The following is a 21354-nucleotide window of genomic DNA, read 5'->3' as shown; positions in this document are numbered from 1 at the left end:
GTTAGCGCAGAGCTCTGCGTTAGCAGGCTTGGGGGTCTGACCCCAAGATACGCTAACTTCTGCGCGCCTCTAACACGCCACTCACATCCTTGATCACATTCAGCGCTTTTAATAACTGCGCCGTCGAGCTGATCTCGGCCGTAAAGGTCATGCGGGCTTGGCCCTTGGCGCTTTGGGTGTTGACGCCGATGACGTTGATTTTCTCTCGCGAAAAGATTTCGGAGATGTCGCGCAACAAGCCCTGGCGGTCGCCGGCGAGAATGAAGACGTCGACCGGATATACCGTGTCGTGCCCGCCCGTGCTGCCCCATTCCGTGAAGATCACGCGTTCGGGCGCCTTGGCGCGCATTTCCTCGAAATTCTTGCAGGTGGCGCGGTGAATCGACACGCCCTTGCCGCGCGTGACGAAACCGACGATGCTGTCAGGCGGCGCCGGTTTGCAGCACTTGGCCAGCACCGTCATCAAACCCTCGGTTCCCACCACCAGCACGCCGGACTTGGCGCCCTGCTCCACGCTGGACGCGCGGCTTTTCCCCACCAGCACGGCGTCTTCCGGCACCACCACTTCGCCATTGTCGTGCAGCGCCTGCTCCACGTGGCGCAGGCTGAATTCATCCTTGCCCACCGACAGGAACAGCTCGTCGACTTTCGCAAAGCCCAGCTTTTGCGCCAGCGCCTCCAGATTGACGGCCGTCTTGCCTTCGCGCTGCAGCGATTTCTCTACCAGTGCGCGGCCGTGGGCCAGGGTTTCCTGCATGTCGATGGCGTGGAACCAGGCACGAATTTTGGAACGCGTGCGCGTGCTGACGGCGTAGCCGGCGCCCAGCCAGTCGCGCGATGGACCGGCCGTGCCCGGCGCGCCCTTGGCCGTGATGATTTCGCAGGTCTGGCCGTTTTTTAATTGCGTATTCAGGGGCACCATGATGCCGTCGACCTTGGCGCCGCGGCAGCGGTGACCCACGTCCGTGTGCAGGTGATAGGCAAAATCGACGGGCGTGGCGCCCACGGGCAATTCCAGCACCCGCGCCTGCGGCGTCATGACGAAGATGCGGTCGTCCAGCGTGGCCGATTTGAGCTTTTCCACCCATTCGCGCTGGAGTTCTTCCTGGCCCACGACGGCGTCGGCCACTTCCGTCTTCCACGCCAGCAACTGGCGCAGCCAGGCGATCTTTTCGTCGTATTTCTGGCCTGCAAAGTTCGAGCCGCCCTCTTCCTTGTAGCGCCAGTGCGCAGCCACGCCGTATTCGGCAAAGCTGTGCATTTCATTCGTGCGGATTTGCACTTCCAGCGGGCGGCCATCCTCGGCCGTCACCACCGTGTGCAGCGACTGATAGCCGTTGGGTTTCGGCCGCGAAATGTAATCGTCGAATTCTTTCGGGATGGGGGTCCAGATATTGTGGACCACGCCCAGCACCGTGTAGCAAGTTTTCACATCGGAAACGATGACGCGGAAGGCGCGCACATCGTACAGGGCCGTGAAATCGAGTTCCTTGCCGCGCATCTTGTTCCAGATGCTGTAAATGTGTTTCGGGCGGCCAAATACTTCCGCCTCGATACCGGCCGAAGCCAGTTCCGTCTGCAGGCGCAGGATCGCCGAGGACACAAAGCCCTCGCGCATCATGCGCTTTTCTTCCAGCATCTTGGCGATGCGTTTATACGCTTCCGGTTCGATGAAGCGGAACGACAAGTCTTCCAGTTCCCACTTCAGCTGCCAGATGCCGAGGCGGTTGGCCAGCGGCGCGTACAAATCCAGCGTTTCCTTGCCGTATTCGCGCGTCATTTCGTTGAACAGTTTTAGTTCGGCAAAGTAACGCAAGGTCGTCACGCAAGCGGCCAGGCGCACCAGCACGACACGCATGTCGGACGCCATCGCCAGCAGCATCTTGCGCAAGGTTTCCACCTGGGCCACGGCTTGCTGCGCCGCATTCTTGCCGCGACCGGCAACGCTGCCGTGCTGCGCCTGGGTCAGCGCGCGCAAACGGATCAGCTGGCGCACGCCTGTTGCCAGGTCGCACACCTGCTTGCCGAAGCGCGGCTCGATATCGGCCGCCGTATCCGGCTCCAGCAGGGTCAGCTCGAACATCAGGCCGGCAATGCGCGTTTCCGCATCGCTGCGCAGGAAAGCCAGGGTGGTGGCCACGCCGATGGCGAATTCCAGCGCAGAACGGCCGGCAAAGGTCTGCTTGTCGCCATACGCTTCGGTGGCATACGCGAACGCGTCCAGCACGCGCGCGCTGTCCGGCGCACTCAAGCCCTCTACCAGTTGTTCCGAGGTGACGCTATTCGGGGCCGAGATGGAAACCATGTATTGCCTTATAAACTAAAAAACTAAATAACTGGAACCTAGCGCTCTGCAGCGATGACGACGATTTCAACCAGGCATGCCGGATTGGCCAGCTTCGCCTCTACGGTGGCGCGCGGCGGGGTGTGGCTTGACGCGACCCAGTCATCCCATACTTCATTCATGCCATCGAAGTCTTTCATGTCGGCGATGTATATCTGGCACGACAGGATGCAGGTCTTGTCGCTGCCCGCTTCCGCCAGCAAACGGTCGACATGGCCGAGCACTTCGCGCGTCTGGCCGACGATATCTTGCGTCGTGTCTTCGGCGATCTGGCCAGCCAGGTAGATGGTGTTGTTGTGTATGGCTACTTCGGAGAGGCGTTTGCCTACGTGCAGTCGTGTAATTTCCATGCTTCTTCTTTCGGTTGTTTCAAAATCTGTACAGCGGTGTTGCTTGTTGCCTGGTTACTTGCCCAGCAAAAACGTGCGCGCGATGGCGATCTGATCGTCGTGCACGAAGGTGGGCGCATGGCCCACGCCGGCGATTTCCACCAACTGCGCCTTCGGGCCGCGGCCCAGCATGAGCGTGGCAGTTTCATGCGACAGCAAATCGGATTCCGACCCGCGCACCAGCAAGGTGGGGCAGCGCACGGCATCATACGCGGCCCACAGCATGGCTTCGTCGCTGGCCGCCGATTCCGGCGTGGCCGAACGGAACGGCATGGCCAGTCCCATATCATAGTGGCGGCGCCAATGGCCATCCTTATCCTGGCGCAACACATCCACCGCCAGTTTATGCCATTCCGCGTCCGTGTGCGGGCCGAAGCTGGCGGACACGTCACGCACAAACCTGGCGCCCTGCTCGAAGGTTTCGAAACGCAAGTCCTGGCCGATGTAGTCGCCGATGCGCTGCAAGGCTTCCGGCGCCAGGGTCGGGCCGATATCGTTCAGCACCAGTTTGCTGATCGGGCTGTCCGGCAACGATGCCAGGCCCAGGCCGATCAAGCCGCCCATCGAGGTGCCGAACCAGTCCACCGTCTGGCGCTCGCCGTTGGCCAGCACGCGCGCCAGCAGGGTCACCATGTCGCTCACATATTGCGGTACGCGGTAAAACTGGGGATTGGCCAGCCAGCCCGAACGCCCGCGTCCCACCACATCGGGGCAGATGACGCGGTAATCGCTGGCCATGGCGCGCGCCAGGTTGTCGAAGTCGTCCGCCACGCGCGTCACGCCATGGGCGCAGACAAGCACGTTCGGATTGTCGGGCGCACCCCACTCCTTGTACGACATGGTATGCAAGCCTGCGGGGGAGATGCACTGGACGGATTTGATGCTCGCTTCGATCATGCCATTCCTTATAACACCGGAGAAAACCTACTGCGCGTCGGTGGTTGCGGCCTGCGATGCTCACCGTACTTCAGTACGGTTGCGCTTCTCGGCCACAACTCCCTTCCGCTCGCTACGGTTTTGTCCGGCGTCGTTATTTGGTAGTAAAAAACAAAGAAACCGGCGATTTGCCGGCTGCCTCGCGCGCGACGCTACGGCAGTGTAGCGCAGCGCGGGCAATGCTCCAAGCGCACACCTGAAATGCTGCGCCGCAACACGCCAGTCATGGCGCAATACCCGATATAGCGAAACTGCATATCTGCGGTTATCCACAATTGAGGCGGCCCGGCAATGGGCGGATGATCGCAGCATCAACCCGCAAGAGGAGACCACTCGTGAAAAAACCATTCTATAAAATCCTGTATGTACAGGTGCTGTTCGCCATCGTGGCAGGCGTGCTGCTGGGGGTGTTCTACCCATCGAACGCCGTCGACATGAAACCGCTGGGCGACGGCTTTATCAAACTGATCAAGATGATCATCGCCCCGGTGATCTTCTGTACCGTGGTCTCCGGCATCGCCGGCATGCAGGACGTCAAGAAGATCGGCCGTGTAGGCGGCAAAGCGCTGCTGTACTTCGAAGTGGTCTCCACCTTCGCGCTGGCCATCGGCTTGCTGGTTGCCAATATCCTCAAACCGGGCGCCGGCTTCAACGCCGATCCGGCCCACCTGGATGCCAAGTCGATCGCGCAATACACGCACGCCGAAGGCTTGACGACGGTGGACTTCCTGATGAACATCATCCCGAAGACCTTCGTCGACGCCTTCGCCAAGGGCGACATCCTGCAAGTGCTGCTGATCGCCATCCTGTTCGGCTTCTCGCTGTCCCTGCTGGGCGAGCGCGGCCGTCCGGTCACCAAGCTGATCGACGAGCTGTCGCATGCCATCTTCGGCATGGTCAACATCATCATGAAAGTCGCTCCCGTCGGCGCGTTCGGTGCGATGGCCTTCACCATCGGCAAATACGGCCTGGCATCGCTGATCCCGCTGGCTAAACTGATGGGTTCGTTCTACCTGACCTGCTTCCTGTTCATCTTCGTCGTGCTGGGCGCCATCGCCAAGTACACGGGCTTCTCCATCGGCCGCTTCTTGCTGTACATCAAGGAAGAACTGCTGATCGTGCTGGGCACGAGCTCGTCGGAATCGGCCCTGCCGGCCCTGATGAAAAAACTCGAGCGCCTGGGCTGCTCGAAACCGGTGGTCGGCCTGGTCGTGCCTACCGGCTACTCGTTCAACCTGGACGGCACCAATATCTACATGACCATGGCGGCCCTGTTCGTGGCACAAGCGACCAACACGGAACTGACCATCTGGCAGGAACTGACCATCCTGGGCGTGGCGATGCTGACCTCGAAAGGTGCGTCCGGCATCACGGGCGCCGGCTTCATCACCCTGGCCGCCACCCTGGCCGTGGTGCCGACGATTCCCGTGGCCGGCATGGCGCTGATCCTGGGCATCGACCGCTTCATGAGCGAATGCCGCGCGCTGACCAACTTCATCGGCAACGGCGTAGCCACCATCGTCGTGTCGAAATGGGAAAAAGAACTGGACATGGACAAGCTGCACAGCGAGCTGGCCCATCCCACCCACCCGACCGACGACGCCTACGTCGCACCGGCCGTGAATATCGTCAAGTAAGCGCCTCATTCACTGGAAAAGCCCCGCGGAGCGATCCACGGGGCTTTTTTCGTTGCGCGCAAGTTTGATCGCATCATCAACCAATAGTAAATCATGCATCAATATTTATCATGATGATCAATGAATAAAAAAGCATTACAGTGCTGTCACCTGTTCGCCGCCAGGCTCGCGCATAATGACATTGCGTTAATGCAAGCCTGACACCGAACCATCCACCTTTTTGAATGGAGTACGTCATGTCCCTCTCGCCCGCCCTCTACGCCACCTGGTCTCCACGCTTGCTGGGCCTGCTGCGCATCATCCTCGGCTTCCTCTTCCTGCAACACGGCACCGCCAAGCTGTTCGGCGCGCCGCACGTGGCCATGTTCGATGGCTTGCAACTGTTGTCCGTGATGGGTGCGGCTGGCGTCATCGAACTGGTCGGCGGCAGCTTGCTGCTGGTGGGCCTGTTCACACGCCCCGTCGCCTTCATCCTGTCGGGCCAGATGGCGGCCGCCTACTTCATGGCGCATGCGCCAAACGGCTTCCTGCCTATCCTGAACGGCGGCGAAATGGCCGTGATGTACTGCTTCACCTTCCTGTACTTCGCCGCTGCGGGCGCCGGCGCCTACAGCCTGGACGGCTTGCGCGGCAAGGCCAGCGCGTAAAAAAAAGGGCGGACATCGCTGTCCGCCCTTTCATTCCATACAACAAGCCATTTATACGGCCGAAACGTCCAGCTCAGCGCCCGTGGCCGCCTGCACCTGCTCCTTGGTGACGCCCGGCGCCAGTTCCACCAGCTTCAAGCCATTTTCCGTCACGTCGATCACGCCCAGGTCGCTGATGATGACGTCCACCACGCCCACGCCCGTCAGTGGCAGGTCGCACTGTTTCAGCAATTTATGCGACGTCGTGCCATCCTTGGCCGTGGCCACGTGCTCCATCAGCACGACGACGCGCTTGACGCCGGCGACCAGGTCCATGGCGCCGCCCATGCCCTTGACCATCTTGCCTGGAATCATCCAGTTCGCCAGGTCACCCTTTTCCGACACTTGCATGGCGCCCAGGATGGCCAGGTTGATCTTGCCGCCACGAATCATGCCGAACGAGTCAGCCGAGCTGAAGTAAGCAGCGCCGGGCAAGGCCGTCACCGTCTGCTTGCCGGCGTTGATCAGGTCGGCATCGACTTCCGCGTCGGTGGGGAACGGGCCGATGCCCAGCAAGCCATTTTCCGACTGCAAAAACACTTCCATATTGTCCGGCACATAGTTCGCCACCAGGGTCGGCAAGCCGATGCCCAGGTTCACATAAAAGCCATCCTGCAATTCCTTTGCCGCGCGCGCGGCCATTTCGTCACGTGTCCAAGCCATAATAATCTCCGTATTCTTTTTTATGCGTCAGTGCGCACGGTGCGCTGCTCGATGCGTTTTTCCGGGTTCGCGTTGACCACGATGCGGTGCACGAAAATGCTTGGCGTATGCACCTGGTCCGGGTCGATCTCGCCCACTTCGACCAGTTTTTCCACTTCGACGATGGTGATCTTGCCGGCCATGGCCACGTTCGGATTGAAATTGCGCGCCGTCTTGCGGTAAACCAAATTGCCGGCGCGGTCGGCCATGTAGGCTTTTACCAGCGACACATCGGCCACCAGGCTGCGTTCCATCACGTATTGTTCGCCGTCGAACTCGCGCAGTTCCTTGCCGTCGGCAACGATGGTGCCCACGCCCGTCTTGGTGAAGAAGGCGGGAATACCGGCGCCGCCGGCGCGCAGTTTCTCGGCCAGGGTACCTTGCGGCGTGAATTCCAGTTCCAGTTCGCCGGCCAGGTACTGGCGCGCGAACTCCTTGTTTTCGCCCACATAGGAGGCGATCATTTTCTTGATCTGCCGCGTGGTCAGCAGCTGGCCCAGGCCGAAGCCGTCCACGCCGGCGTTGTTGGAAATGGCCGTCAGGCCCGTCACGCCCGAATCGCGCAAGGCAGCGATCAGGGCTTCGGGAATGCCGCACAGGCCGAAGCCGCCAACGGCGATGGTCTGGCCATCTTGGACGATACCGGCCAGCGCCGAGGCGGCGTCAGGATAAACTTTATTCATGAGTGTCCCTCTATCTTTTGTTAAGCTTTGGTCTTGAGTCCATGACTCAGGCAGCGACTCAGCATAAAATACGCGAGTGGAAAGTACAATACCGTAGAACTACCGGCGCCGTGCCAGCAATCCCCCTGTGAGAGTGATACGTATCAGATGAACGCCGCGTCAGCCATCGATTATGAAAGCATCTTCCTGCACGCGCCCGTGGGCATGTGCATGTCGGAAAACCGCATCATGCGCAGCTGCAACGAGGCGCTGGCATCCATGTTCGGCTATGCGCGCGCCCAGATGGACGATCAGTCGTTCGAAGTACTCTACCCCACGCACGACGAATTCCTGCGCACAGGTGACCGCATCATCCCCATCATGAACGCCAAGGGCCGCTATTCGGACGAGCGCATCATGCGCCGCAGTAATGGTGAATTGTTCTGGTGCCATGTGACGGGCCACGCCATGCTGCCGGGCCAGCCACTGGGAGCGGGCATCTGGACGTTCGAGGATGTCAGCGAGAAACGCCCCGTGACGGCCCAGTTGACCCCGCGCGAGCGCGAAATCGCCGCCCTGCTGGTGGAAGGCAAGACCAGCAAGGTCATCGCCCGCCAGATCGACCTCAGCCCCCGCACGGTGGAAATGCACCGCGCCAAGCTGATGCGCAAATTCGCCGCCGCGACCTCATCCGAGCTGGTGCACAAGCTGGTGGGGCTGCAGCTGCAGGGTTAGAAGGTACTCATTCCACCGTCTGCGGAAATGATCGCGCCGTTGATAAAATGCGAATCCTCGCCCGCCAGCAACAGCAGCAGGCCGTCCAGGTCTTCCGGCTTGCCCGGGCGCTTGTTCGGCAGCATCTCGATCAGCTTCTTGCCCTGCTCTGTGGCAAAGTAATCTTCATTGATCTCGGTGGAGATGTAGCCGGGGCAGATGGCGTTGGTGTTGATGCCATACTTGCCCCACTCCACGGCCATGGCGCGCGTCATGTGCACCATGCCCGCCTTGCTCATGCAATACACGCCGATCTGCGGCAGCACCTGCAAGCCCGCCATCGAGGCGATATTGATGATGCGGTGCTGTTTCTTCGGGTCGCCCTTGGCGCGCGCGATCATGCGCTTGGCCGTCTGCTGGGCCACGAAGAACGAGCCGCGCAGATTGGTATCCATCACGAACGAGTAATCTTCGGGCGTGACGTCGACCAGGCGTTGCGTGGTGGAGACACCGGAATTGTTGACGAGGATATCGATGGGGCCCGCTTCCGTTTCCGCATGCGCGATGGCCGACTTGATGCTGGCGAAATCGGTCACGTCGAGCGACACCACGTGCGCGGCGCCGCCATCGGCTTCGATTTCGGCGCGCAATTCCTTCAGGCGTTCGGTGCGGCGCGACGCTAGCACGACCTGCGCGCCCGCCTGGGCCAGTACTTTCGCAAAGCGCGCGCCGAGGCCGCTCGATGCGCCGGTAATCAGGGCAATCTTGCCCTCGAAATTGACTTCTATGCCCACGAGCTACTCCTGTTTTGTTTTAGATAACACTTTACACCGTGCCACTGGCACAGGGGCAAAATACCCTGCGTCACACTTGAGCAAAGGTAAACGCCATCATTACACAAAATGGCTGGATTTAGATTGCGGCGAGGGGCAATGTCACGCAAAATGGCGCCAAAGTTGCAATCCTCGCCAAAAACAAGCACACTCGTGCTTAAATGTATTCGAAGATTCCTCACCCACCCACTCGTGAACACATAATTGAGACCATGACACAGCCTAATAACTTAGTTGAACAGTACGGACCGCGCGAGACCATGGAGTATGACGTGGTGATCGTCGGCGGTGGCCCCGCAGGCTTGGCGGCGGCCATCCGCCTGAAGCAGCTGGCCGCTGAAAAAAGCCAGGAAGTGTCCGTCTGCGTGCTGGAAAAAGGCGGCGAACTGGGCGCGCATATCCTGTCCGGCGCCATCATGGACCCGAAAGCGTTGAGCGAACTGATTCCGAACTGGAAAGAACTGGGCGCGCCCCTGAACACGGCAGTGACGGAAGACCGCATCCTGTTCTTGACGGAAACCAAAGCGTATAAAACGCCGAACTTCGCCGTGCCGGCCTGCTTTGAAAACCACGGCAACTACATCGTCTCGCTGGGCAATGTGGTGCGCTGGATGGGCCAGCAGGCGGAAAACCTGGGCGTGGAAATCTTCCCCGGTTTCCCTGCCGCGGAAATCCTCTACAACGACGACGGCTCCGTGAAAGGCGTGGCGACCGGCAATATGGGCGTCAAGCGCGACGGCGAACCGGGTCCCGACTTCCAGCTGGGCATGGAATTGCACGCCAAGTACACCCTGTTCGCCGAAGGCGCGCGCGGCCACCTGGGCAAGCAATTGATGGCCAAATACGACCTCAACGCCGGCAAGGACCCGCAATCGTACGGCATCGGCATCAAGGAATTGTGGGAAATCGACCCCGCCCTGCACCAGCCGGGCCTGGTGATCCACTCGACGGGCTGGCCGCTGGACGCGAAGACCTATGGCGGCTCCTTCCTGTACCACCTGGAAAACAACCAAGTCATGGTCGGTTATGTGGTCGGCCTGAACTACGAAAACCCGTACCTGTCGCCCTACGAGGAATTCCAGCGCTATAAAACGCATCCGGAAATCCGCAAGTTCTTCGAAGGCGGCAAGCGCATCTCGTACGGCGCGCGCGCGATCACGGCCGGCGGCCTGCAATCGTTGCCGAAACTGGTGTTTGCCGGCGGCGCGCTGATCGGCTGCGATGCGGGCTTTTTGAACATGAGCCGCATCAAGGGCAGCCACGCGGCCATCAAGAGCGGCATGCTGGCAGCGGACGCGGCCTTCGGCGCGCTGGGCGAACAGCGCCAGCACGACGAACTGTCCAGCTACCCTGTCGCGTTTGAACAATCCTGGCTGCATGAAGAGCTGCACGTGGCGCGCAACGTCAAGCCGTGGCTGTCGAAAGGCCTGTACCTGGGCAGCGTGATGACGGCCGTCGACCAGCTCCTCTTCCGTGGCAAGGCGCCATGGACGCTGCATCACACGCATGGCGACCACGAATGTCTGAAGCCGGCAGCCCAGTCGAAAAAGATCGTGTATCCGAAACCCGATGGCAAGCTGACTTTCGACAAGATGTCGTCCGTCTTCATCTCGAACACCAACCACGCGGAAGACCAGCCGATCCACCTGACGTTGAAGAACGCCAGCGTGCCCGTCGATGTCAACCTGGCCATGTATGCGGGTCCGGAAGCGCGTTACTGTCCCGCTGGCGTGTACGAGTTCGTGAAGAACGACGACGGCGCTGAACGCCTGCAGATCAATGCGCAAAACTGCGTGCACTGCAAGACCTGCGACATCAAGGACCCGACGCAGAACATCGTGTGGGTGACGCCGGAAGGCGGCGGCGGACCGAATTATCCGAATATGTAAACTGCTGATTCCTGGCAAGCTGGTATGCAGAATGGCGTGGATGTCGCAAGATGTCCATGCCATTTTTTTTGAAACTGAACTTTCTGAAGAAGATGTTTCTATAAAGCACTGCCAACCGTTACAATTGAAGGTGGCATACACTCTCCCCTCCTCTCATGCACGCTACCGATCCCGCAACATCGCCGCCGAGCGACGTTCAACAGCCGAGTCAACAGGAAATCGATCACATCGTGCGCCTGTATGAAAGCGGTGAGCAAGTCCAGATGGAGGAGGCGACACGCGCCATGGTGGACGCCTACCCCATGTCGGCGCTGGCCTGGAGCGTGCTGGGCATGGCCTTGCGGCTGCAGGGCAAGGACGCCTTGCCGGCCCTGCAGAAGACGGTGGAACTGGCACCCGACGACGCCGAAGCCCATCTGCACCTGGGCAATGCCCATATGGATGGCGGCCATCCCGACCTGGCCATGCCATATTTCATGCGCGCCCTGGAACTGGCGCCAACCTTTGCCGAAGCGCTCAGCCGCCTGGGCGACGTGCTGCAAGCGCAAGGTCACCCGAAGGAAGCCGGGGAATGCTATGGCGGCGCGTTGGACATCGATCCCGCGCTGGCCATGGCGCATCGTGGCAAGGGCGATGTATTGGTGGCACAGCAACAATTTCAGTCGGCGCAGTCGAGCTATCGCCAGGCGCTGACACTGGAACCGGGCGCAGCCGACATTCATCGCAAGCTGGGTGACGTGCACGTCGCCCTGAACCGGCCCGATGCGGCACTGCAAAGCTATGCGGCAGCGCTGGAAATGGATCCTGAAAACGCCATGGCGCATGGCGGCATGGGTAATGTGCTGTTCCGGCTGGATCGCAATGCGCAGGCGGCGGCCAGCTATCGCAGCGCCACCGCGCTGCCGACGGCAAACGCGGCACACTACCATGGCTTGGGGCGCAGCTTGCATGCGCTCGGCGCAACGGCCGACGCCGAGAGCGCGTACCGGCAATCGATCGCACTCGACGCCTCGCTCGCCGCACCCATGCTGCATTACGCCGACCTGTTGCGTGAAACCCGGCGCAAGGAGCCGGCCATCGCCATCTACCAGGCGGTGCTACTGTTGGAACCCAATAATATCGACGCCCTCAACAACCTCGGTATGGCCTTGCAGGAAGACGGCCAACTGGAGGCGGCGCTGGCGTCCTTCCGGCAAGTGGCCCTGCTGGCACCGGACAATCCTGTCACCCACAGCAATATCGCCGCCGCCCTGAACGATATGGGACAGCGCGAAGCCGCGCTGGAAAGCTGCCGGCGCGCCGTGAAACTGGGGCCAAAATCGACCGCCGCGCATGTCAACCTGGGCACTTGCCTGATGGAGATGGGCCGCCTGAGCGAAGCCGTCAACAGTTTTGAAACCGTGGTCAAACTCGATCCGCATCACCGTCGGGCGTATGTCAATATCAGTGCCGCATTGACCCGCCTGGGCCGCATCGACCAAGCCATCATGCATTGCCGCAAAGCACTGAAGATCAACCCGGACTGGGATGAATTGCACAGCAACCTGCTGTTCTACCTGACGCATAGTCAGGATATCGATGCCGCAGCCCTGTTTGCGGAGCATGTGCGCTATGCCGAGCATTTCGAGGCGCCGTTGCGCGCCTCCTGGCCGCAGCATGGCAACACGCGCGACCCGGAGCGGCGCCTGCGTATCGGCTTCGTGTCAGCCGATCTGTACAACCATGCGGTCGCGCATTTCATCACCCCTATTCTGGAACACCTGGCGCTGTCGCCGCGCCTGGAGCTTGTGATTTACGCCAATAGCTTCCACGATGACCATGTCAGCCGGCACCTGCACGGCCTGGCCAGCATCTGGCGCCAGGTCGAAAAGCTGACCCACCCGGAGCTGGCCCAGGTCATCACCAGCGACGCGATCGACATCCTGATCGACCTGTCGGGCCATACCGGCTTCAATCGCCTGCCCACTTTTGCGCGCAAGCCGGCACCGTTGCAGCTTACCTGGATCGGTTACCCAGGGACGACGGGCTTGCAGGCGATGGATTATCTTCTGACGGATCGCTATTTTTCACCTCCCGGTGAACTTGACGACCAGTTCACCGAGAAGCTGCTGCGCTTGCCCGCTACCGCGCCTTTTCTGCCATCTCCCGAAGCGCCTGCGATCAGCCCGGCAGCGGCGATCGAAAATGGCTACATCACTTTTGGCAGTTTCAACCGGGCGGGCAAATTGAGCCGCGAAGTCATCGCCCGCTGGTCCGCATTGTTGCGCATGGTGCCAGAGGCAAAAATGCTGCTCGCAGCGATGCCCAACAAGCAGGCCAGCGACAAGCTGCGTTCGTGGTTTGCCCGCGAGGGCATCGACGCCGGGCGGCTGACGTTTCATGGCTACACCAATATGCACGACTACCTGGCATTGCACAGTCAGGTCGACCTCTGCCTCGACACCTACCCGTACACCAGCGGCACCACCGGCTTTCACGCCTTGTGGATGGGCGTGCCTACCCTGACCATGGTGGGTTCCACCTTGCCAGGCTACGTCAGTGCCGCCATCCTGTCCCATGCGGGATTACAGGATTTCATCGCCTACGGAGAAGAAGATTTCCTCGCCAAAGGAGTGGCGCACGCCAGCGATCCCGGCCGGCTTGCCGGCATGCGCAAGGAAATGCGCGAACGAATGCGCAACGCGGCCAGCGGGCGGCCGGACGAGATTGCCCAGGGCCTGGAAGTGGCCCTGCGTCATATGTGGCAACGCTGGTGTGCGGGAGAGATGCCGGCTAGTTTTGAAGCGACAAGTAGCGGTATTGTAGGGGAACCGCAAAAGGAAGCGCAACCATGACGCAAGAAGAAAAAAATACGCCTGTCTACATCACACAGCCCACGCTGCCGCCCCTGGAGGAATTCATTCCTTACCTGGAGCAGATCTGGAATAACAAGATTCTCACCAACGGCGGGCCTTTCCATCGCCAGCTGGAGCAGGCGCTAGCCGATTATCTGGGTGTGAAATACATTTCGCTGTTTTCCAACGGTACCTTGGCGCTGATGACCGCCTTGCAGTCGCTACGGATCACGGGCGAAGTGATCACCTCGCCCTACTCTTTCGTCGCCACTGCGCATTCCCTGCTATGGAATGGCATCAAGCCCGTCTTTGTCGATATTGAACCGGGTACCTTCAATATCGACCCCAGGAAAATCGAGGCGGCGATCACGCCGCAGACCACCGCCATCATGCCCGTGCACTGCTATGGCAGGCCATGCGACGTCGCCGCGATCGATGAAATTGCCTCCAATTACGGCTTGAAAGTCATCTATGACGCGGCCCATGCATTCGGCGTCAACTACCAGGGCAACAGCCTGCTCACACATGGCGACCTGTCGGTATTGAGTTTTCACGCAACCAAAGTATTCAACACCTTCGAAGGTGGCGCCATCGTCTGCAGCGACGCCAAGATGAAGCGCCATATCGACCACCTGAAAAACTTCGGCTTTATCGATGAAGTGACGGTGGTCGCGGCCGGCATCAACGGCAAGATGAACGAAGTCAGCGCCGCGTTCGGGCTGCTGCAATTGAAAAACATCGACGCCGCGCTGCGCGAGCGCACCAAGGTTGCGCACCGCTATCGCGAACAGCTGGCAGGGATCGCCGGCATCTATTGCCCACCCGATGCGCCCGAGACGAGCGCCAACCACTCGTACTTCCCGATCCTGGTGCAGCCAGGCTACGCGCTGTCGCGCGATGCGCTGTTCGACGCCTTGCGCCAGGCCGGCATCATCGCACGCCGTTACTTTTACCCCCTGATCAGCGATTTTCCGATGTACCGCAACATGCCCTCGGCGGCCCGCGCGAATTTGCCGCTGGCCGGTGACATGTCCAACCAGGTCATCTGCCTGCCGATCTATCCCGAGCTGCAGGCGGAGCAGCAAGATCGCGTGGTCGATGTCATCCGCCTGGCCAGTTCCATTCTCAAGCCATCATGAAAACCATTATTTACGGCAATGGCGCCATCGCCAGACTGTTATATTCCTACGCACGCCACAGCATGGACATCGTCGCCTTCACCGTCGACGACGCCTGTATCGACGACGCCACGACCAGTTTCCTGGGATTGCCATTGCTGCCGTTCAGCCAGGTTGCGCTGCAGCTGCCGCCCGATGAGCACGACATGCTGATCGCGGTGGGATTCCTGGAAATGAACGCCTTACGGGCGCGCAAGCACCGCGAAGCCGAGGAAAAAGGCTACCGCCTTGCCAGTTTCGTGCACGCCTCCGTGCTGCGTCACGACGACGTGCTGATCGAGGAGGGCTGCATCATCCTGGACCATGTGGCTATCCATCCCGGCTGCCGCATCGGACGTGGCACTTTTATTTCGAGCAACGTCAATCTCGGCCACGATTGCGTGATCGGCGCCTACAACTGGATCAACGCCGGCATCGCTATCGCAGGTGGCTGCAACATTGGTGACGCCTGCTTTTTCGGCGTCAACTCCTCGACCGCGCACGGCTTGCGGCTGGGTGCGCGCAATTTCATTGCCGCCAATACCTTGATCAACCGGGACACCCTCGACGACCAGGTCTACCTGTCCGAAGCAGGCCAGTTGTTCCGCCTGAAAAGCAGTTCCTTCCTTAAATTTTCCGGCATGGCGAGACAGGAATGATGCAGCCTCGACAGTCAGCGCCGGAGAGCATCAGCGGTATTTTCTTTGCCCACGCCGCGGCCACGCCGGAAAAAATCGCGATTGCCTGCGAAGGCCGGGAAATCAGTTACGCGGCGCTGGCGCAACTGGTGGCGCGCTGGTCGAACGCGCTGGCGGCCAACGGCGTGCGACGCGGCGACCAGATCGGCGTCATCTTGCCCAACAATGTGGAATTTGTTGCCCTGATACTGGTGGCCGCCGACTTGGGCGCCGGGCTGGTACCGCTCAGTCCGGCCTTGCCGCCGGCGGTCGCCCTGCACGCGTTGCAGGCGGCGAAGGCGCAACACCTGGTGTCGACCTCGACCCAACTGGCGGTGCTGCGCGCGCAGCCGGGCAGCGCCGCCGTGCCTGGCTGCTGGCTCAGCATCGATGCCGCTGGCGCCGGCGCCAGCACGCTGGAGCAGCTGCTGCAGGCGGCGCCGGTCGATGCCCGGCCCTTGCATGCGGGCCAGGCCGATGACGCCCTGATCCTGACCATGACCTCCGGCTCGACCGGCAGCCCCAAGCCCATCGTGCTGACCCAGCGCACCAAACTCAACCGCGTACGCGCGGCGGTCCAGCTGTATGGCATCACGGCGCAGGATCGCACCCTGGCCGCCACGCCGCTGTACCATTCCCTGGCCGAGCGGCTGGTACTGCTGCCGCTGCTGACCGGCGGCAGCGCCGTGCTGATGGCCCATTTCTCGGCCCAGGCCTGGTTGCGCTGCGTGCAGGCGCAACAGGTCAGTTTCACGATTGCGGTGTCCTCGCAACTCAAGCAGATTGCCGCCCACATGGCGCAGGAAGAACACGACGTGAGCAGCCTGCGCTGCCTGGTGTCATCCTCGGCGCTGCTGGAAAACGCCGTGAAAGTCGATCTGCTGGCGCGCTTTGCCTGCGATTTCCATGAATGCTATGGCACCTCGGAAATCGCCATCGCCACCAATCTCGATGGCAATGCGGCGCGCACCAAACTGCAATCGGTGGGCCGCCCTGCGCCCGGGGTCGAACTGCGCATCCTGGGCGAAAACGATGTGGAATTGCCGTCTGGCCAGGCCGGCGAAATCGTCTGCAAGACCACCATGTTGTTTGGCGGCTACTTTCAACTGCCCGAATTGACCCGCGCGGCGATGTGTGGCGAATATTTCCGTACCGGCGATATCGGCAAGCTGGACGAAGACGGCTATCTGTATTTTCTGGGACGAAAAAAAGACGTCATCATTAGCGGCGGCATCAATATTTATCCTGCGGACATCGAGGCAGCGATCGGCTCGCACGGTTCCGTCACGGAAAGCGCCGCCTTTGCCTTTCCCGACGCCAGGCTGGGCGAAGTGGTGGCCGTGGCCCTGGTCGCCAGGGATCCCGCCAGCTTCGACCTGCGCCAGCTGCGCTTTCACTGCGCCCATGCGCTGGCGGACTTCCAGCAACCGCGGCGCTTTTTTGTTGTTGAGCAGCTACCGAAAAACAGCATGGGCAAGCTGATGAAATTTCAGCTTGTCCAGGCATACGCAAGCTCCCCGGAGCGGGAATAGAACATGGAAAATACACACACCGCGCCCCCTGCACCGCTGCGGCTGGCGTTTATCGGCGGCTCGCGCAGTTCCGCCGTTGGCTATTCTCATTTTGTGTCGAGCGCCATGGATGGGCTGTGGACGCTGGTGGCTGGCTGCTTCAGCCGTCATGCCGAGTCCAACCAGGAAAGCGGACAGGTGTACGGCGTCCATCCGGAACGCATCTACGACACCTGGCAAGCGTTGCTGGCCAGCGAACAGGGCAACATCGATGCTGTCGTGATCCTGACCCCGACTCCGTCACATGTCGACAGCGTACTGGCCTGCATGCGTGCCGGCATCGCCGTCATCTGCGAAAAATCGCTTGCCGTCAGCAGTGAGCAGGCGCGCCAGATCATCGCCGTACGCGACGAACACCAGGCCTTCCTGGCAGTGACGTATAACTATGCGGGCTATCCGATGTTGCGCGAACTCGAGCGCAAGATCCGCGATGGAAAACTGGGCAAGATCCTGCACTTCCAGGCCGAAATGCCGCAGGAAGGCTTTGTCCGCGTCGACGCCAGGGGCAACAAGCCGACACCGCAGGCGTGGCGACTGGCCGATGGCGCCATCCCGACCTTGCATCTGGATCTCGGCGTCCACCTGCACCAGATGGTAGCCTACCTGACAGGCGAAAAGCCGCTGGAACTGGTATCGGACCAGAATCACTATGGTTGGTTTGCCGGGGTGGTCGACAACGCGGGCTGCCTGTGCCAGTACAGCGGCAACATTCAAGGCCAGTTCTGGTTCAGCAAGTCGGCGCTTGGCCATCGCAACGGCTTGCGCATCCGTATCTATGGCGACTTGGCCGCTGCCGAGTGGTATCAGGCACAGCCTGAGGAACTGACCCTGTCGCATGTTGACGGACGGCGCGAGATCATCGACCGGGCAGGCCAGGTCGAAGTCACCAACGCCCTGCGCTACAACCGCTTCAAGGCCGGCCACCCGGCGGGGTTCATCGAAGCCTTCGCCAATTTGTACGGCGATATAGCCGTTGGAATAAGACAATTTCAACAAGGCCTACCATGGCAGGGCGGCGCCGTCTACAGTGCGGAACTGGCACTGGAAGGCATGCATTTCCTCGAAGCCATGGTCGCATCCTCGCAAAGCCGCCGCTGGGAAACCATCCAGGCCTGAACCCACCAAGAAAGCAACACCATGCAAGACGATATCCGTGCATTCATCCTCACCCTGCTGGCCAGGAAATCACCGTTGCCTGCGGATTTCACTGACGACGACGACTTCCTTGCCGCCGGCATCATCGACTCGATGGCCATCATCAAATTTATCCTGGAACTGGAAGCGCGCTTCGATATCACCCTGGACGACGATGATATCGAGTCGGACCAATTCCGCTCGGTACGGGGCTTGCTTGCCCTGATCGACAACAAAACCGCCTGAAGAGATGCGCATCGCGCATCCCATGCACGGAGACTAACCATGTCAGCTAAAGCAATACCGATCACGCGGCACGCCGTCGCGGACGAACAGGCGCAGGCGTTTCTATCGGCCTCGGTGAGCGCGCCGCGCTTCCTGCTGGGACGCAATGAACATGCACTGGCGCTGCTGTCGACGCTGGACACCCCGATTGACGGCATCGTCGACGACGGCGCCAGTGGCACGCAATGGCATGGCAAGCCGGTCATCGCCATGCAGCAACTCCCGCCCGATGCCATGGTCGTCAATTGCGCCATGTCGATTGCACCGGTTGCGGCCGCCCGCAAGCTGGCGCAGCAGCCAGTGAAGGCTAGGCTCAGCTATGCTGACCTGCTGGCAGCGCGCCCCGACCTGGTGCCGGTACCCGCCTTCGTCGCGCAAATGCGTGCCGATGTCGCCGCCAACCGCCCCCGCTGGGATCACTTGCGCGCCCAATTTGCCGATGAGGAGTCAAGGGCGGTCTTCGACCATGTGGTGCAATACCGGCTCACTGCCGACCCCCGCCACATGGCAAGCTACGAGGTGCGATTCTCGGAGCAGTATTTCGAGGACTTCCTGTGCTTGTCGGGCGAAGTGTTTGTCGACGCCGGCGGATTCGACGGCGATACGACCGAGCTGTTCTGCGAACGCTATCCCGACTACCGGGCCGTGTTCCTGTTCGAACCGTCAGCGAAGAACATGCAGGACGCAAAAACGCGCCTGGCGCAGCGGCACGGTATCAACTTTATCGAACAAGGCATTTCCGACCAGGCCGGTACCTTGTGGTTCAATCCCGATGCAGGTTCGGCCAGCGCAGTCAGTGCGGCCGGTTCGAGCAGTATAGAGGTAACCACCCTCGACCTGGCCGTCACGCAGGCCGTCAGTTTCATCAAGATGGATCTGGAGGGCTGGGAAATGCAGGCCCTGGCCGGCTCGCAGCGCCATATCCGCGACGAGCATCCCAAGCTGGCCATTTCCGTCTACCATAACGCCGCCGATTTCCATCGCATTCCCGACTATATAGCCAGCATCCGCCAGGACTACGACCTGTATTTGCGCCATTACACGCAAGGCTGGTCGGAAACGATCATGTACTTCGTGCCACGTCGCAATACCGCTCAATCCCCGGCGGAATCAGCAGCTTAACAATGACAGGACCCATCATGCCTACGACCACCACCAGCGCCCCCCAGGTCAGCGCGATACGCCCCAAGGTTCTTTTCCAGAAGGTTGAAACGACCTTTCCCGACGCAAACATCATGTTCAGCGTCAGCATCCCCAGCAGCGCCATCGGCGGCATGACGCTGCTGGAAAGCTCGATCCTGGTCAGCCTTGCGAAGCTGACCGGGGCGCAGACATTTTTTGAATTCGGCACCTACATGGGCGCCACCTCGGTTTTACTGGCGAGCAACGCGCCGCCCGGCGCCCATGTCACCACGCTGGACCTGCCGCCTGCCGAGATCGACCTGACCGCCGCCAGCGGCGACACGGCCGCCCTGATCCTGCAAAATGACACGGAAAACGACAATTTCCTGCGCCGCCAGTTTGCGGAAAAAGGCGCGTTCTACATCGACCGCGCGCCAGCCGACGTCCAGTCCGCAATTACCCGTCTGCACCTGGACAGCCGCAAGCTCAATCCGCAAGCGCAGCAATTGAGCGGTCAATTCGATTTCATCTTCATCGATGGCGGCCATGACTACGAGACGGTGGCGATCGATACCGCCAACGCACTGGCCATGGCCAAGCCTGACTCCGTTATCCTGTGGCACGACTACCGCTCGAAGATCCATGGCGACGTGACCCGCTTTGTCGATGATTTCAGTGGCGACCGTGCCGTGATCCATATTGAAAATACCATGCTGGCCTTTATACTGAATGGCAACTTCAAGCACCTGCTCGCACGATAACATGACAGAAAAAATCGGTGCAAAGCCACCAACCCGGGTCAATTGGTACCGCAGCAAGCTGACAGGCACCGAACTGTCGGCCTTGATGCGGCGCAGCGACATGCAGGGGGCATTACATGTCGCAAGCCATCTGCTGCTGCTCTGCGGCACCGGAACGCTGGCGTACTGTGCCTTCCTGAACGGCCATCATGGCTTGGCCCTGGCAGCACTCCTCCTTCATGGCAGCTTTTTTTCCTTCCTGGGCTGGGCTGGGGCAGGGCATGAACTGGTACACCGCACTGTCTTCAAGACGCGTGTGTACAACGATGTCTTCCTGGCCTTGTTCGCGTTCCTGACCTGGAATAACTATGTGTATTTCCGGGCCAGCCATATGCGCCATCACCAGAAAACCGTGCTCAGCGGCCAGGACGGAGAAGTCCGCTTGCCGCAGACGCTGCGCTACAGGGAATGGTTCTGGGCGCTGTCGTTCGACTTGCCGGCCTGCTACCGGGCCATCAAGATCGTGGTGGAAAACAGCCTGGGCATCATTCGCGGCCAGTGGGGTGCCCAGCTGTTCCCGGACCAGGCATCGCGCCGGGCCGTCATCCGGTTTGCCCGCATCATCCTGTTCGGCCATCTTGCCATGGCCGCCGCCTTTGTTGCCAGTGGCCACTGGCCGCTATTATTGCTCGTCACATTCGCCACCTTTATCGCGGACTGGCTCAACAAGACACTGGCGCTGGCGCAGCACTTCGGCATGCAGCCCGATGTCGACGATTTCCGCCTGAACAGCCGCACGGTCCTGCTGCACCCTTTCCTGGCTTTTTTGTATTGGCAGATGAATTTCCACATCGAACATCATATGTACCCGGCGGTACCGTTCTACCAGCTGAAAGCGCTGCGCGGCCAGATCGAGCACGACCTGCCGCCGGCATCGCGCGGCATGCGCGCCCTGCTGCACGACATCGCCGCCATCAAGCGGCAACAGGAGCGCGACTCGGCCATGCCACCGCGCAACCAGGCTGACAGCGCCCTTCAGTAA

General features: G+C 60.6%; 19 protein-coding genes. 13 read left to right on the top strand and 6 right to left on the bottom strand.

What is annotated here, in order from left to right:
- Positions 1-52 precede the first annotated feature (52 nt).
- The 3 genes from CNX70_RS13310 to CNX70_RS13300 are packed head-to-tail and all read right to left on the bottom strand — an operon-like array spanning position 53 to position 3630.
- Positions 53-2305: a RelA/SpoT family protein gene (locus CNX70_RS13310; RefSeq protein ID WP_096235069.1), complete on the bottom strand. Its 2253-nt coding sequence runs from the start codon at positions 2303-2305 to the stop codon at positions 53-55.
- A 38-nt stretch (positions 2306-2343) separates the two neighbouring features.
- A complete protein-coding gene (locus CNX70_RS13305; protein ID WP_096235068.1) occupies positions 2344-2694 on the bottom strand; it encodes a RidA family protein in 351 nt (116 codons plus the stop codon).
- 54 nt (positions 2695-2748) lie between these two features.
- The gene (locus CNX70_RS13300) at positions 2749-3630 is read right to left on the bottom strand and encodes an alpha/beta fold hydrolase (RefSeq protein WP_096235067.1); all 882 of its coding nucleotides are present in this window, start codon (positions 3628-3630) and stop codon (positions 2749-2751) included.
- A 338-nt stretch (positions 3631-3968) separates the two neighbouring features.
- Between CNX70_RS13300 and CNX70_RS13295 the strand changes: the two genes are divergently transcribed.
- Both CNX70_RS13295 and CNX70_RS13290 read left to right on the top strand, forming a co-directional pair.
- Positions 3969-5306: a dicarboxylate/amino acid:cation symporter gene (locus tag CNX70_RS13295; RefSeq protein WP_244199141.1), complete on the top strand. Its 1338-nt coding sequence runs from the start codon at positions 3969-3971 to the stop codon at positions 5304-5306.
- A gap of 236 nt (positions 5307-5542) precedes the next feature.
- Positions 5543-5953: a DoxX family protein gene (locus CNX70_RS13290; RefSeq protein WP_096238437.1), complete on the top strand. Its 411-nt coding sequence runs from the start codon at positions 5543-5545 to the stop codon at positions 5951-5953.
- A 51-nt stretch (positions 5954-6004) separates the two neighbouring features.
- Here CNX70_RS13290 and CNX70_RS13285 read toward each other — a convergent pair whose 3' ends face one another.
- Complete coding sequence (locus tag CNX70_RS13285) at positions 6005-6655, bottom strand: CoA transferase subunit B (RefSeq protein WP_071077802.1); 651 nt, start codon at positions 6653-6655, stop codon at positions 6005-6007.
- Between the two features lie 20 nt (positions 6656-6675).
- Positions 6676-7377 (bottom strand): CoA transferase subunit A, encoded by a 702-nt coding sequence (locus tag CNX70_RS13280; RefSeq protein WP_096235065.1) that lies wholly within the window; start codon positions 7375-7377, stop codon positions 6676-6678.
- 147 nt (positions 7378-7524) lie between these two features.
- Between CNX70_RS13280 and CNX70_RS13275 the strand changes: the two genes are divergently transcribed.
- Positions 7525-8091 (top strand): LuxR C-terminal-related transcriptional regulator, encoded by a 567-nt coding sequence (locus tag CNX70_RS13275; protein WP_096235064.1) that lies wholly within the window; start codon positions 7525-7527, stop codon positions 8089-8091.
- Here CNX70_RS13275 and CNX70_RS13270 read toward each other — a convergent pair.
- On the bottom strand, positions 8088-8864 hold the full coding sequence (locus CNX70_RS13270) for an SDR family oxidoreductase (RefSeq protein WP_034752351.1): 777 nt from the start codon (positions 8862-8864) through the stop codon (positions 8088-8090). The genes CNX70_RS13275 and CNX70_RS13270 overlap by 4 nt on opposite strands.
- Positions 8865-9115: 251 nt before the next feature.
- Here CNX70_RS13270 and CNX70_RS13265 point away from each other — a divergent pair, with 251 nt between their 5' ends.
- The 10 genes from CNX70_RS13265 to CNX70_RS13220 all read left to right on the top strand — a co-directional run bounded on the left by CNX70_RS13265 (position 9116) and on the right by CNX70_RS13220 (position 21354).
- On the top strand, positions 9116-10792 hold the full coding sequence (locus CNX70_RS13265; protein WP_208624536.1) for an electron transfer flavoprotein-ubiquinone oxidoreductase: 1677 nt from the start codon (positions 9116-9118) through the stop codon (positions 10790-10792).
- A 230-nt stretch (positions 10793-11022) separates the two neighbouring features.
- Entirely contained in the window at positions 11023-13626 is a 2604-nt protein-coding gene (locus tag CNX70_RS13260) for a tetratricopeptide repeat protein (protein WP_167389656.1), read from the top strand.
- Positions 13623-14765 carry a DegT/DnrJ/EryC1/StrS family aminotransferase gene (locus CNX70_RS13255; RefSeq protein WP_096235061.1) on the top strand — a complete coding sequence of 381 codons (1143 nt, stop codon included), beginning with the start codon at positions 13623-13625 and terminating at the stop codon, positions 14763-14765. The genes CNX70_RS13260 and CNX70_RS13255 overlap by 4 nt, the downstream gene beginning before the upstream one ends.
- Positions 14762-15442 (top strand): acetyltransferase, encoded by a 681-nt coding sequence (locus tag CNX70_RS13250; RefSeq protein WP_096235060.1) that lies wholly within the window; start codon positions 14762-14764, stop codon positions 15440-15442. The genes CNX70_RS13255 and CNX70_RS13250 overlap by 4 nt, the downstream gene beginning before the upstream one ends.
- The gene (locus CNX70_RS13245) at positions 15439-16992 is read left to right on the top strand and encodes a class I adenylate-forming enzyme family protein (RefSeq protein ID WP_096235059.1); all 1554 of its coding nucleotides are present in this window, start codon (positions 15439-15441) and stop codon (positions 16990-16992) included. The genes CNX70_RS13250 and CNX70_RS13245 overlap by 4 nt, the downstream gene beginning before the upstream one ends.
- A 3-nt stretch (positions 16993-16995) precedes the next feature.
- Entirely contained in the window at positions 16996-18147 is a 1152-nt protein-coding gene (locus tag CNX70_RS13240; protein WP_096235058.1) for a Gfo/Idh/MocA family protein, read from the top strand.
- Between the two features lie 21 nt (positions 18148-18168).
- Entirely contained in the window at positions 18169-18411 is a 243-nt protein-coding gene (locus tag CNX70_RS13235; protein WP_096235057.1) for an acyl carrier protein, read from the top strand.
- A gap of 39 nt (positions 18412-18450) precedes the next feature.
- On the top strand, positions 18451-19572 hold the full coding sequence (locus tag CNX70_RS13230) for an FkbM family methyltransferase (RefSeq protein WP_096235056.1): 1122 nt from the start codon (positions 18451-18453) through the stop codon (positions 19570-19572).
- Positions 19573-19589: 17 nt separating this feature from the next.
- Complete coding sequence (locus CNX70_RS13225) at positions 19590-20333, top strand: class I SAM-dependent methyltransferase (protein ID WP_157751003.1); 744 nt, start codon at positions 19590-19592, stop codon at positions 20331-20333.
- A 1-nt stretch (position 20334) separates the two neighbouring features.
- The gene (locus CNX70_RS13220; RefSeq protein WP_157751002.1) at positions 20335-21354 is read left to right on the top strand and encodes a fatty acid desaturase; all 1020 of its coding nucleotides are present in this window, start codon (positions 20335-20337) and stop codon (positions 21352-21354) included.

Origin of the sequence: Janthinobacterium svalbardense, from assembly GCF_002327145.1 — a bacterium.
GTDB classification, from domain to species: Bacteria; Pseudomonadota; Gammaproteobacteria; order Burkholderiales; family Burkholderiaceae_D; genus Janthinobacterium; species Janthinobacterium tructae.
The sequence above is the reverse complement of the archived record's forward strand: the minus strand, read 5'-3'. Positions and strand labels throughout refer to the sequence as shown.

Excerpts from the sequence above, each read along its gene's own strand:
- CNX70_RS13310 (WP_096235069.1), bottom strand. The coding sequence starts at position 2,305 with ATGGTTTCCATCTCGGCCCCGAATAGCGTCACCTCGGAACAACTGGTA.
- CNX70_RS13305 (WP_096235068.1), bottom strand. The coding sequence starts at position 2,694 with ATGGAAATTACACGACTGCACGTAGGCAAACGCCTCTCCGAAGTAGCC.
- CNX70_RS13300 (WP_096235067.1), bottom strand. The coding sequence starts at position 3,630 with ATGATCGAAGCGAGCATCAAATCCGTCCAGTGCATCTCCCCCGCAGGC.
- CNX70_RS13295 (WP_244199141.1), top strand. The coding sequence starts at position 3,969 with ATGATCGCAGCATCAACCCGCAAGAGGAGACCACTCGTGAAAAAACCA.
- CNX70_RS13290 (WP_096238437.1), top strand. The coding sequence starts at position 5,543 with ATGTCCCTCTCGCCCGCCCTCTACGCCACCTGGTCTCCACGCTTGCTG.
- CNX70_RS13285 (WP_071077802.1), bottom strand. The coding sequence starts at position 6,655 with ATGGCTTGGACACGTGACGAAATGGCCGCGCGCGCGGCAAAGGAATTG.
- CNX70_RS13280 (WP_096235065.1), bottom strand. The coding sequence starts at position 7,377 with ATGAATAAAGTTTATCCTGACGCCGCCTCGGCGCTGGCCGGTATCGTC.
- CNX70_RS13275 (WP_096235064.1), top strand. The coding sequence starts at position 7,525 with ATGAACGCCGCGTCAGCCATCGATTATGAAAGCATCTTCCTGCACGCG.
- CNX70_RS13265 (WP_208624536.1), top strand. The coding sequence starts at position 9,116 with ATGACACAGCCTAATAACTTAGTTGAACAGTACGGACCGCGCGAGACC.
- CNX70_RS13255 (WP_096235061.1), top strand. The coding sequence starts at position 13,623 with ATGACGCAAGAAGAAAAAAATACGCCTGTCTACATCACACAGCCCACG.
- CNX70_RS13250 (WP_096235060.1), top strand. The coding sequence starts at position 14,762 with ATGAAAACCATTATTTACGGCAATGGCGCCATCGCCAGACTGTTATAT.
- CNX70_RS13245 (WP_096235059.1), top strand. The coding sequence starts at position 15,439 with ATGATGCAGCCTCGACAGTCAGCGCCGGAGAGCATCAGCGGTATTTTC.
- CNX70_RS13240 (WP_096235058.1), top strand. The coding sequence starts at position 16,996 with ATGGAAAATACACACACCGCGCCCCCTGCACCGCTGCGGCTGGCGTTT.
- CNX70_RS13235 (WP_096235057.1), top strand. The coding sequence starts at position 18,169 with ATGCAAGACGATATCCGTGCATTCATCCTCACCCTGCTGGCCAGGAAA.
- CNX70_RS13230 (WP_096235056.1), top strand. The coding sequence starts at position 18,451 with ATGTCAGCTAAAGCAATACCGATCACGCGGCACGCCGTCGCGGACGAA.
- CNX70_RS13225 (WP_157751003.1), top strand. The coding sequence starts at position 19,590 with ATGCCTACGACCACCACCAGCGCCCCCCAGGTCAGCGCGATACGCCCC.
- CNX70_RS13220 (WP_157751002.1), top strand. The coding sequence starts at position 20,335 with ATGACAGAAAAAATCGGTGCAAAGCCACCAACCCGGGTCAATTGGTAC.